Below are 11,407 nucleotides of genomic sequence, written 5' to 3'. Positions count from 1 at the left end.
TCGCGGTGCCGCGCGGGGTGGCGCTACGGGTGGTGGGTGGCGCGGACGTGCTCGCGACGGTCGTCGGGGCGATGGTGGGCGACGCGGTCGGCCCGGTGGCGGGCTGGCCGGTGATCGGTGCGACCGGCTCGGCACCGCAGCCGGCGAACAGCGCCGCCGTCAGGGTGAACGTGACAGCGACAACGGGACGGGTGAACATCGGGGCCTCCTCGGCGCGAACGGTCCTGCCTGGTTCGTCCGCCGCGCACGCGCAGAGGTTCGGACGAACAAGGAAGCGCCACCTGGTCGAATTGAGATGCTCGAACATCCCGAAGCCTGCCAGGCTGTGCGGCATGGACGTTCGTCTGGAGCCTTGGTCGGAATCCGCGCTCGGCCTCCTGCGTCGGATCAACTCTGCGCAGATGCGTCGATACGTCGGTGGTCCGGAGCCGGAGGAGAAGCTGCTCGCCCGGCATCGCCGATACCTTGCCATGCCGGCGACTGGCCGCGGTTGCCTGTTCGCCGTTCTACGTGGTGACGAGATGGTCGGCAGCATCGGCTACCACCAGCGTGACTGGCGAGGCAGGCAGATCTACGAGACCGGCTGGAACGTCCTGCCGCCCTTCCAAGGTCGAGGCATTGCCACCGCGGCCGGTGCCGCCCTGCTCGCCATCGTCCGCGAGGCCACCCGCCAGCACGATGCCCCCCACAGCCTGCACGCCTTTCCCTCGGTCGAGAACGTCTCCTCCAACGCCCTCTGCCACCGCCTTGGCTTCACTCTTCTCGGTCCCTGCAACTTCGAGTACCCGCCGGGCAGCGGCTGTCTGATGCGCAGCAATGACTGGCGCATCGACCTCACCTGCCCTCATGGCGTGGCGTGACGCCGGCGACAGACGGTGATCACCGCCGTTTGGGGATCACGTCCTTGTGGTCCGGCACCGCCCTGCGGGTCGCGCGCAGGCTGGTGACGGTGACGATGGTCAGGACCGCGATGATGACCAGGAGGGAGAGCTCGGTGGGGATCTCCGGGACGCCGGACCAGATGCCGTGCGCCCAGTGCAGGGCGAGCTTGACGCCGATGAAGGCCAGGATGACGGCCAGGCCGTAGGTGAGGTGGACCAACCGACTGAGCGCCGCGTGCAGCACGAAGTAGAGGGCGCGCAGGCCGAGCAGCGCGAAGGCGTTGGTGGCGAAGACGAGGTACGGATCCTCGGTGATGCCGTACACGGCCGGTACCGAGTCGATGGCGAAGACCATGTCGGTGGCGAGGACCGCGACCACCACCAGCGCCAGCGGGGTGAGCGTGCGCCGACCGTCGACCCGTACGGTCATCTTCGTGCCGTGGTATTTGTTGGCCACCGGCATGATGCGACGCAGCAGGCGTACCGAGCGCATCCGATCGATGTCGACCTCCTGGTCGTGCCCGCAGAGCGCGTCGCGCAGCAGCTTGGCCGCGGTGAACAGCAGGATCAGCGCGAAGATGAGGAATGTGAAGTCGAGGATCTGCAACGCCGCGTGGCCCAGGGCGATGAGGACTCCCCGCAGCACCAGCGCGCCGGTGATGCCGAACAGCAGCACCCGCTGGGCGAGTGGGCTCGGCACCGCGAAGGCGGCCAGCAGCAGCATGAAGACGAAAAGGTTGTCGACCGACAGCGACTTCTCGACCAGGTAGCCGGTGAGGTAGTCGAAGCCTCGGTCCGAGCCGAACTCGGACCAGATCCAGGCGCCGAAGGCCAGCGGCAGCGCGATGTAGAAGGCCGACCAGCCCAGCGCCTCCTTCAGCGACACCTCGTGCGGGCGGCGGGTGATCACGAAGTCGAACACCAGCAGGGCGATCACACCGGCGATCGTCACCGCCCAGAGCGACGGCGTACCCAGCGACTCCAGGCCGGCGGCGGCATAGGACAGATCAGGCACGACTCCTCCTCGAACACCGTGTCCTGTTCGAGGTCTCCTTCACCCCGTTTCACGGGCGACCACCCGAGGCGCCCTGCGCTGTGCCGGAGCGACCGGGGTGGTTCGTGGGGAGTGCTCCCCTCGCACTGACCAGGTTAGAGCAGCCGGCCCGCCCGCACCGGGTACGACCCATCCGTCGCGAACGCAGTTGCCATCTCCTGCGGTGGCCCACCTCGGCGTCGTCCCGACAGCGCGGTCAGTTGCGGGTCGCGACGAGCCGGATGCCGAGCCCGATGAGCGCGACACCGGTGACCGCGTCGATCGCCCGGCGTACCGGTGGCCGGTCGAGCAGCCGCCGCATCGCCGCCACCAGGTTGGCCACGGTGAAGAACCACAGCAGGGCCACCGTCGCGGCGACCAACGCCAGCAGCACCGCGGCGGCCGGTGCGGCGTCGGCGCGCAGGAACTGCGGCATCAACGCGACGAAGAAGACCGCTGCCTTCGGGTTGAACACGTTGCAGAGCAGCCCCTGGCGGAACGCCGCGAGCAGCGAGAGGTCGGCTCGCCCACCGGCCACCCGCAGCGAGCCGGCGTCGCGGCTGGCGGCGACGATCGCCCGCACGCCGAGCCAGGCGAGGTAGGCGGCGCCGGCGGCCTTGACGACCGTGAAGGCGACCGTGGAGGCCGCCAGCAGCGCCGCCAGCCCGGTCGCGGCGGTGACCGCCCAGACGAACACACCCGCCGCGATCCCGGTCGCCGTCGCCATCCCGTGGGCCCGCCCGGACACCGAGTGGCGTACGACGATGGCGAAGTCCGGCCCGGGGGAGAGCGCGCCCACCGCCATCACGGCGGCGAACCCGAGCACCTGGCCGACGGTCAGTGTCATGAGCCCGCGCGGTCTGCCACCGGCGCCACCCGGTCGGTCAGCTTTCTCGGTGCCAGGAGGCAGTAGCTCTCGGTCAGCAGCTCCGCGACCTCGCCCCAGTCGGTGTCCTCGTCGAGGACCATGCCCAGCACGTCGTCGCCCCAGCCGGGCCGGTAGAACGGTGGGCCGCCGGCGACCAGGGCGTGCGCCTCGACCACCGGCGCCCGCAAGATCAGAACGGCGACCGGTTGGTCGGGCGGGGCTGCCCGGTGCCGGGCAGCCTGGTGGTCGGCGTCGACCGTGAGCACGTGGGCGAAGGTCCGCTTGCGGATGCGCCACCGGACCCCCACCCAGGCCGGCTCCTCGTACGCCTCCGGCAGCCGCAGGCAGACCAGCCGCAGCCGGTCGAGAAGCTCGGGTGCGACATCGGCGGGACTGCTCATGCGCAGCACACTAACCGGCCCTCCCGACAGGTTCGCCGTCACGGCTCGGGCCGTGGCACCGCCCGCCGGCACCGGTCACCGAGCGCGCGTACGGCGTCGACCAGCTCGGGCGGCCCGGTGACAGTGAAGTCGACGCCGATCACCGCCACCATCCACGCCAGGTCACTGGCCGTCTCGGCGCCGAGGTGCAGCAGGCAACGGGCGGTGTCCACCGCCTCCACCGTGCCCATCCCGGGCCAGACCCGCTCGGCCACCACGGCGGCCGGCTCGTGCATGGTCACGCTCGTTCGTACCGGCCAGGGCCCGACGGACAGCTGCCGCGTCAGGTACGCCACCGCGTCCCCGCCGGGTGGTTCCCGGCGGACGAACCGGGGGCCGGTCGGGGTCCAGGGACGCAGCCGGTCGACTCGGAAACACCGCCAGCCGTCGCGGTCGGTGTCCCAGGCCAGCAGGTACCAGTGGCGCGCGAAGCTGACCAGGGTGTGCGGCTCGACCAGCCGGGTCGACCGGCCGCCGTGGTGGTCGGTGTAGTCGAACCGCAGCCGCTCCCGCCGGTAGCAGGCGGCGGAGATGGTGGCAAGGACGTCCGGGCCGACGGTCGGTCCCGGATGCCCGGCGCGGACGGTGGCGTGCTGTACCACCGTCACCCGCTGGCGCAGCCGGGCCGGCAGGACGCCCTCCAGCTTGGACAGCGCCGCCGCGGCGGTCTCGTCGATGCCGGTCACCCCGCTGGCGGCGGCGGTCCGCAATCCGATCGCCATCGCGACCGCCTCGTCGTCGTCGAGCAGCAGCGGCGGCAGGACCGCGCCGGCGCCGAGCCGGTAGCCGGTGTGGCCCGGGCTGGCCTGCACCGGGTAGCCGAGCTGCCGGAGCCGCTCGACGTCCCGGCGTACCGTGCGCACGGTGACGCCGAGCCGGTCGGCCAGTTCCGCGCCGGAGCGGTGCCGGTGGGACTGCAACAGGGACAGCAGCTGGAGCAGCCGTGCCGAGGACCTCACCATGACGGTGAGGATGCCAGCCGGTTGGGACCGATCCTGACCTGACCGGCTCCTAACGTCGCTTGCCGTGACGACCACATCCCACGACATCCGCCCCTTCCGTATCGCGATCCCGCAGGCCGACCTGGACGACCTGGCGGCGCGGCTGGCCGCCACCCGCTGGCCCGAGTTGCCCGACGTCGGCTGGCAGCGCGGCGTCCCCGTGCCCTACCTGAGGGAGCTGGCCGGTTACTGGCGGACCGGGTACGACTGGCGCAAGCACGAGGCCGCGCTCAACGAACTCCCGCACTACGTCACCGACATCGACGGCCAACGCCTGCACTTCCTGCACGTCCACTCACCCGAGCCGGACGCGACGCCGTTGCTGCTGCTGCACGGCTGGCCGGGCTCGTTCGTCGAGTTCCTCGACACCCTCGGCCCGCTGACCGACCCGCGGGCCCACGGCGGTGACCCCGACGACGCGTTCCACCTGGTGGTGCCGTCGCTGCCCGGGTTCGGGTTCTCCGCCCCCCTGGCCGGGCCCGGCTGGGGCACCCAGCGGATGGCCGGGGCGCTCGGGCAGCTGATGGCCCGGCTCGGGTACGACCGCTACGGGGTGCAGGGCGGCGACACCGGATCCTGGGTCGCCCCGGCGCTCGGCCGGCTGGCCCCGGACCGGGTCATCGGCGTGCACGTCAACGCGCTGTTCACCTTCCCCACCGGCGCCGAGGGGGAACTGGACGGGCTCACCGAGGTCGAGCAGTCTCGGCTGGAGAGCATGGCCCACTACAACGACGGATACCTGCAGATCCAGGCGAAGTCCCCGCACACCCTGGCGTACGGGCTGCACGATTCGCCGGTCGCCCAGCTCGCCTGGATCGTGGAGCACTTCCAGCGGCTCACCGACCATGCCGCCGACGGGCTGCCCGACGACGCCGTCGACCGCGACCGCCTGCTCACCAACGTCACCCTCTACTGGCTGATCGGCACGGGCGGCTCCGCCGCCCAGGTCTACTACGAGGACATCACCGCCGCCTCCTGGGGCGACGCGGCGGACGGACGGGAGGCGGCCGGTCTGGGCGTACCCACCGGCGTCCTGGTCGCGACGGCCCGCGACTTCACCGTCCGTCGCCTCGCCGAACGAGACCACCACGTCGTGCACTGGACCGAGTACGACCGGGGCGGGCACTTCTTCGCCATGGAACAGCCCGGCCTCTTCGTCGACGACCTGCGCGCGTTCTTCCGGACGCTGCGCTGAGCCCGACCCGCACCCCCACCCGGCCGGCCCACCGGCCGGGTGGGCGTCCGGGCGCTACCCGTTGTCGGCCCGCTTCAGGAGCACTTTCGCCATTTCGCGGCCATCGTGGCGACCGGGTCGCCACGATGGTGGCAGACCCGTAGGGCGGTCCGGCCTGCGCCCGGGGCGGCGAGGGGGATGACCATGCAGGACGTGGCGGCGGCGAGCACGCCCGTCGGTGCCGGGACACCGGGCCTGGCCGAACAGGTGTGGATCAACGCACGGGAGGATCCCGGCGCGGTGCAGTTCATCCGCCCGGCGCCGGTGTCCCGGGCCTGGCCCGCCCGGCGGCCGGTCCAGGGCACCGCGCTGCCGGTGACGTGCGAGCAGTTCCGGGACGACGTGCTGGTCCTGGCCCGGGGCTTTCTCGCGGCGGGGGTGGCACACGGTGACCGGGTCGTCCTGCTCAGCCGGACCCGCTACGAGTGGACCCTGGTCGACTATGCGCTGTGGGCGATCGGCGCGGTGACCGTGCCGATCTACGACACCGCCAGTGCGGAGCAGGTCGGCTGGATCCTGGCGGACTGCGGCGCGACGGGCTGCGTGGTCGAGCAGCCCGGCCACGCCGAGATGCTCGCCGGCCTGCGGCCGGACCTGCCGGCGCTGCGGGAGGTCTGGCAGATCGACGCCGGCGACCTGATCGCCCTCGCCGGGCAGGGCCGGACGGTGGACGACGCGCGGGTGGCGGCCCGCCGCGCCCGGGTGACCGGCGGCGACATGGCGACGATCGTCTACACCAGCGGCACGACGGGCCGACCCAAGGGATGCGTGCTGACCCACCGCAACATCCACTGCGACGTCACCGCCGCCGTCGACGTGCTGTCGCCGATTTTGCACCCGGGGGCGTCGACGGTGCTGTTCCTGCCGCTCGCGCACGCGTTCGCCCGGCTGATCCAGGTGGGCATGGTGCAGACCCGCGCCACCTTGCTGCACAGCGCCGACGTCACCGGCGTCCTCGACCAGCTGCGCACCCACCGCCCGACGTTCATCCTCGCGGTGCCCCGGGTCTTCGAGAAGATGTACAACCGGGCGCGCGACAAGGCGGCCGACGCGCACCGGGGTTGGTTGTTCACGCTGGCCGCCCGGGTGGCGGTGTCCCACAGCCGCGCCCGTGACACCGTCCGGGGCCCCGGCCTGCCGCTGCGGCTGGCCCACGCCGTGTGCGATCTGCTGGCGTACCGGAAGATCCGGGCGGCGTTGGGCGGGCGGTGCCGGACGGCCATCATCGGCGGCGCGCCGCTCGGCGAGCGGCTGGGGCATTTCTTCCGGGGTGCCGGGGTCACCGTGTTGGAGGGGTACGGCCTGACGGAAACGTCACCGGCGCTGACGGTGAACCCGCCGTCGGTCCAACGGATCGGCACCGTGGGCCGACCCCTGCCCGGCGTGCAGCTGCGCATCGCCGACGACGGGGAGATCCTCGCCCGGGGCGATGTGGTCTTCCCCGGCTACTGGAACAACCCGGACGCCACCCGGGCGACGTTCACCGCCGACGGCTGGCTCCACACCGGCGACCTGGGCAGCTGGGACGACGGCTGGCTGCGCATCACCGGCCGCAAGAAGGAGATCATCGTCACCGCGGCGGGCCAGAATCTCGTACCCGGCCCGCTGGAGGAGGCCGTGCGGGCCCATCCGCTGGTCAGCCAGTGCCTGGTCGTGGGGGACGGTCGGCCCTACCCGGCCGCGCTGGTCACCATCGACCCGCAGGCCTTTCGCCGCTGGCGTGCCGCGCGCCGCCGCCCGGACGTCTCGGTGGCGCAGGTGCGGGACGATCCGCAGCTGCGTCAGGCGGTGCAGGTCGCGATCGACCGGGCCAACGAGACGGTGTCCCACGCGGAGCAGATCAAGACGTTCCGCATCCTGCCCGAGGACTTCACCGAGGAAGCCGGGGAACTCACCCCCACTCTCAAGATCAAGCGCGACGTCGTCATCGAGCGGTACGCCGCCGAGGTCGACACCCTCTACCAGGGCCACTGACGCGGTCCCGGCTGCTGCCGGGTGCCCTCACCGCGCCTCGTCACGGGTGAGGACGAACATGAACGGGTGGGGGGAGCCGCGCGTGTCCATCGCGCCCAGGACGGTGTCGTCGTCGATCCTCCGGAAGACGTCGTGCACGGGGAGCGTGTCGTAGCACATGGTGGCGGTCACCACGCCGCGGTACTCGGTCATCCGCAGCCGAGCTGTCGGTCTCGTCGTGGTCAGCAGCGGCCGCACCAGCCGGAACGCCTGCGCCGCGATGGGCAGGTGGGCCAGTCGCGGGAAGCGCAGCAGTGAACCCAGCGGGATCAACGCGGGGTCGAGGCTCACCACATTCCCGCCGGCCGTGCCGAACAGCAGCGGGTGAGCAGCCTCGGGGGTCTCGAACCGTTTGCCGTACCAGCCGGAGCGCTCCAGCAGCCCGTCCATCGGGTGGCGGGTCGCCAGCCCGATTCCGCGCCACCGGCCCAGCATCTCGCGCACGGTCACCGGCGCGAGGGAGTCGAAGTACCGCAGGGCGGGCCGGATGTCCCGCTTGGCCCGCAGGTCGTTAAGAGCTGATCGGCGCGGGTGGTCGGCGGTCACGGGTGGCAGCTCCTTGGTCGGGCGCGGCGCGCGTGGCGGAAAGGGCGGGGATGTCGGTTGTCTTTGACCCGGCGCAGGGTGACCGATCATGCTGGTGTCGTGATGCGACCGTCTTCCGGCAGACCGGCCCGGCAGCGGCGGGATGCCGTTCCGAGTATCCGTGACGTGGCGGCCGCGGCGGGGGTTTCCTACCAGACGGTGTCGCGGGTGCTCAACGATTCCCCCAAGGTGCGCCCGGACACCCGCCGGCTGGTGCTCGATGCCATCGACCGGTTGCAGTACCGGCCGAACCGGGCCGCTCAGGCGCTCGGCCTGGGGCGGGCGAACGCGGTGACCGTGGTGACCGCGAACACCATGCTGTACGGGTACGCCAGCACGTTGCAGGGCATCGAGGAGTCCGCCCGGCTGGCTGGTCTGGCCGTCGGTGTCCGGGTGGTCGAGTCGGACCAGGACGTCGACGTGCGCCACGCCGTCGAGTACGTCAGCGACCCCAGTGCGGGCAGCGTCATCGTGGTCGCCTTCGATCCGGCCGGCGCCAACGTCCTGCGGGCGTTGCCGCCGGACGTGCCGGCGGTCGCGGCGACGGAGGCCGGTGGGGTGCCGGGCAGCGAGCGCACCATGATCTTCCTGGACGAGCGGCAGGCCGCGGCCGACGCCACGCGGCACCTGCTGTCGTTGGGGCACCGTACGGTCCACCACGTGGCCATCCCCTCCGAGACGGTCGCGAGCGCGCGCCAGGCGGGGTGGCGTGGCGCGCTGGAGGAGGCAGGTGTCCGGGTGCCGGCAATCCTGTCGGCCGACTGGGATCCCCGGTCGGCGTACCTGGCGGGCCGGCGACTGGCAGCGGACGAGGGCGTCACGGCGATCCTGTGCGGCAACGACGACACCGCGCTCGCGGTTCGCCGGGCGCTGTACGAGGCGGGTCGGGACGTGCCGGGAGACGTGAGCATCGTCGGCTTCGACGACCTTCCCGGGGTGGCCTACTGGACGCCGGCGTTGACGACGGTGCGGATGGATTTCGCGGGTCTGGGCCGGGCCTGCCTGGCGGCGCTCACCACCGAGCTGACCGGTGTCGTCCCGCCCGCGGTGACACCGGAGGCGCCCCGCCTGGTGGTCCGTGAGTCGACCGCACCGCCGCGCGGGCGGTAGGACACCTGCCGGTAACAGAATTGTAACGACCACTTCCGGTGCGTCGTGTGACCGGTCACACTCGTCCTCACGCCAGACGTGAGGCCGCACTTGCCGAGCCGCCCACCACACGACCGGCACCGACGGCAACCGCAGAGGCCGTCACCGGAGCCCGGCCCCGACCGCCCGGCACACGGTCACGAGTCCGACCAACGACAGGAGCAGGCAGTGAGCTGGCGCGACACCAGTCTGGTGTGGGGACACCGGGCGTTGCAGTTGACCATCGACATCTCCGGCGACGGCCCGGTCGCCGTCCGGGCCCTGTCCGACGGCGACCGGCGACACCACACCCGGGCGACCCAGCCGATGGTGGAGCTGCTGATCGCCGGCGCGGGCCGGGCCCGGGTCTCGCAACGCTTCTCCGAGACCACGGTCGGTCGGCGCATGGTCTACGCCGGCAGTCAGCAGCGGCGCGACGGACAGTGGCACGAGCTCCGCGTCGACCTGCGCGACGAACAGACCGGCCTGCTGGTCCGGACCGTGTTCCGCTCGGCCGACGGCACCAGCGCCGTGCAGGTGCGTACCACCGTGACCAACCACGGCACGCGACCGCTGCCGTTGCTCGGGGTCACGTCCTTCGCCGCCGGGTTCCTCGGTCACCCGATGGAGAACATCGACCTGGTCCGCGGCGACAGCGAGTGGCTCGGCGAGGGCCGCTGGACCCGCCACCCGCTGCGCGACACCGTCACCGCCGACCTCAACCTGGCGATGCACGGCCAGGACGGTCGCGGCCGGCTCGCCGTGGTCAGCACCGGGACCTGGTCCACCGGCGCCCACCTGCCCACCGGCGGCATCGTCGAGCGGGACAGCGGACACGCCTGGCTGTGGCAGATCGAGCACAACGGGCCCTGGCGGTGGGAGGTCGGCGAACGGCTCGACGGGGCGTACGTGGCGCTGCTCGGCCCGACCGACATCGACCACCAGTGGCAGCAGCCACTGCTACCCGGCCAGTCCTTCACCACCGTGCCGGTGTCGGTCGCCGTCTCCTCCGCCGGTCTGGACGGTGCGGTCGCCGCCCTCACCGGCCACCGGCGGACCCTGGTGCGCCCGCACCGCGACCGGTCGACGCTGCCCGTGGTCTTCAACGACTACATGAACACGCTGATGGGGGACCCCACCACGGCGAAACTGCTGCCGCTGGTCGACGCGGCCGCCGACGCCGGGGCCGAGGTCTTCTGCGTCGACGCCGGCTGGTACGACAACGACCTCAACTGGTGGGACAGCGTCGGCGAGTGGCAGCCGTCGCAGACCCGCTTCCCCCGTGGCATCCAGGAGGTGCTGACCCGCATCCGGGACCGCGACATGGTCCCGGGCCTCTGGCTCGAACCCGAGGTGATCGGGGTACGCAGCCCGATGGCGGACAAGCTCCCCCCGGAGGCGTTCCTGCAACGCGGCGGCGCCCGGCTGGTCGAACACGACCGCTACCACCTGGACCTGCGCCACCCCGCCGCGGTCGCCCATCTCGACGAGGTCGTCGACCGGCTGGTCGAGCAACTCGGCGTCGGCTATCTCAAACTCGACTACAACATCGACCCCGGCGCCGGCACCGACCTGGACGCCGACAGCGTCGGCGGCGGACTGCTGGCCCACAACCGCGCGCACCTGGCCTGGTTGGACCGGCTGCACCGCCGCCACCCCGACCTGATCCTGGAGAACTGCGCCTCCGGCGGCATGCGCATGGACTACGCCCTGCTGTCCCGGATGCAACTCCAGTCGACCAGCGACCAGCAGGACTACCGGCACTACCCGCCGATCGCCGTCGCGGCGCCGATGTCCGTCCTACCGGAACAGTCCGCCAACTGGGCGTACCCCCAGCCGGACATGCCCGACGAGCAGCTCGCCTTCACCCTGTGCACCGGTCTGCTCGGCCGCCTCTACCTCTCCGGCCGGCTGGACGCCATGCGGCCCGACCAGTTGCGAGCGGTGCGGGACGCCGTCGAGGCGTACCGGGGCATCCGCGCCGACCTGGCGGACACGGTGCCGCTGTGGCCGCTCGGCCTGCCCGCCTGGAGCGACCCGTGGCTCAGCCTCGCGCTGCGCCGCCGGAACGTCACCTACCTGGGGGTGTGGCGGCGCGCCGACGCCGACCGGTCGGCCACGCTGCGCCTGCCGCACCTGACCGGCCAGCAGGTCACCGTCGAGCTGCTGCACCCGCGTCACCTGTCCCCCTGGACCTGCGCCTGGGCGTCCGCCACCGGAACGC

General features: G+C 72.2%; 10 protein-coding genes and 1 pseudogene. 5 read left to right on the top strand and 6 right to left on the bottom strand.

Annotation, left to right across the window (positions count from 1 at the left end):
- A pseudogene (locus E1182_RS31755) lies at window positions 1-199 on the bottom strand (hypothetical protein); the annotation flags it as partial.
- A 133-nt stretch (window positions 200-332) separates the two neighbouring features.
- Between E1182_RS31755 and E1182_RS25235 the strand changes: the two are divergent.
- Entirely contained in the window at window positions 333-860 is a 528-nt protein-coding gene (locus tag E1182_RS25235) for a GNAT family N-acetyltransferase (RefSeq protein ID WP_132269734.1), read from the top strand.
- 19 nt (window positions 861-879) lie between these two features.
- On the opposite strand, the gene E1182_RS25230 is transcribed toward E1182_RS25235, so the two are convergent.
- From E1182_RS25230 to E1182_RS25215, 4 genes are all read right to left on the bottom strand, one after another.
- Window positions 880-1,896 (bottom strand): TerC/Alx family metal homeostasis membrane protein, encoded by a 1,017-nt coding sequence (locus tag E1182_RS25230; RefSeq protein WP_132269726.1) that lies wholly within the window; start codon window positions 1,894-1,896, stop codon window positions 880-882.
- A gap of 235 nt (window positions 1,897-2,131) precedes the next feature.
- Entirely contained in the window at window positions 2,132-2,761 is a 630-nt protein-coding gene (locus tag E1182_RS25225; RefSeq protein ID WP_132269724.1) for a LysE family translocator, read from the bottom strand.
- Window positions 2,758-3,183: an MmcQ/YjbR family DNA-binding protein gene (locus E1182_RS25220; protein ID WP_132269722.1), complete on the bottom strand. Its 426-nt coding sequence runs from the start codon at window positions 3,181-3,183 to the stop codon at window positions 2,758-2,760. The genes E1182_RS25225 and E1182_RS25220 overlap by 4 nt, the downstream gene beginning before the upstream one ends.
- Before the next feature lie 38 nt (window positions 3,184-3,221).
- Window positions 3,222-4,184 carry a YafY family protein gene (locus E1182_RS25215; RefSeq protein WP_165942711.1) on the bottom strand — a complete coding sequence of 321 codons (963 nt, stop codon included), beginning with the start codon at window positions 4,182-4,184 and terminating at the stop codon, window positions 3,222-3,224.
- 85 nt (window positions 4,185-4,269) lie between these two features.
- Between E1182_RS25215 and E1182_RS25210 the strand changes: the two genes are divergently transcribed.
- Together E1182_RS25210 and E1182_RS25205 are read left to right on the top strand one after the other, a co-directional pair.
- Window positions 4,270-5,418 (top strand): epoxide hydrolase family protein, encoded by a 1,149-nt coding sequence (locus E1182_RS25210; protein ID WP_207921512.1) that lies wholly within the window; start codon window positions 4,270-4,272, stop codon window positions 5,416-5,418.
- Between the two features lie 183 nt (window positions 5,419-5,601).
- Window positions 5,602-7,431: a long-chain fatty acid--CoA ligase gene (locus tag E1182_RS25205; RefSeq protein ID WP_165942712.1), complete on the top strand. Its 1,830-nt coding sequence runs from the start codon at window positions 5,602-5,604 to the stop codon at window positions 7,429-7,431.
- Window positions 7,432-7,458: 27 nt separating this feature from the next.
- Here E1182_RS25205 and E1182_RS25200 read toward each other — a convergent pair whose 3' ends face one another.
- The gene (locus E1182_RS25200; protein WP_243706412.1) at window positions 7,459-8,016 is read right to left on the bottom strand and encodes a DUF4334 domain-containing protein; all 558 of its coding nucleotides are present in this window, start codon (window positions 8,014-8,016) and stop codon (window positions 7,459-7,461) included.
- Window positions 8,017-8,118: 102 nt separating this feature from the next.
- On the opposite strand from E1182_RS25200, the gene E1182_RS25195 reads away from it, so the two are divergent.
- Complete coding sequence (locus E1182_RS25195; RefSeq protein ID WP_132269730.1) at window positions 8,119-9,165, top strand: LacI family DNA-binding transcriptional regulator; 1,047 nt, start codon at window positions 8,119-8,121, stop codon at window positions 9,163-9,165.
- A 207-nt stretch (window positions 9,166-9,372) separates the two neighbouring features.
- Window positions 9,373-11,407, top strand: a 2,035-nt coding sequence (locus E1182_RS25190) for a glycoside hydrolase family 36 protein (protein ID WP_243706410.1), incomplete at its 3' end; no start/stop codon positions are given.

This window comes from Micromonospora sp. KC721 (assembly GCF_004348355.1).
In the GTDB taxonomy this organism is placed as follows: Bacteria; Actinomycetota; Actinomycetes; order Mycobacteriales; family Micromonosporaceae; genus Micromonospora.
The sequence above is the reverse complement of the archived record's forward strand: the minus strand, read 5'-3'. Positions and strand labels throughout refer to the sequence as shown.

What these genes read in the sequence shown, in the direction of transcription:
- E1182_RS25235 (WP_132269734.1), top strand. Translation starts at nt 333, where the DNA reads ATGGACGTTCGTCTGGAGCCTTGGTCGGAATCCGCGCTCGGCCTCCTG.
- E1182_RS25225 (WP_132269724.1), bottom strand. Translation starts at nt 2,761, where the DNA reads ATGACACTGACCGTCGGCCAGGTGCTCGGGTTCGCCGCCGTGATGGCG.
- E1182_RS25220 (WP_132269722.1), bottom strand. Translation starts at nt 3,183, where the DNA reads ATGAGCAGTCCCGCCGATGTCGCACCCGAGCTTCTCGACCGGCTGCGG.
- E1182_RS25215 (WP_165942711.1), bottom strand. Translation starts at nt 4,184, where the DNA reads ATGGTGAGGTCCTCGGCACGGCTGCTCCAGCTGCTGTCCCTGTTGCAG.
- E1182_RS25205 (WP_165942712.1), top strand. Translation starts at nt 5,602, where the DNA reads ATGCAGGACGTGGCGGCGGCGAGCACGCCCGTCGGTGCCGGGACACCG.
- E1182_RS25195 (WP_132269730.1), top strand. Translation starts at nt 8,119, where the DNA reads ATGCGACCGTCTTCCGGCAGACCGGCCCGGCAGCGGCGGGATGCCGTT.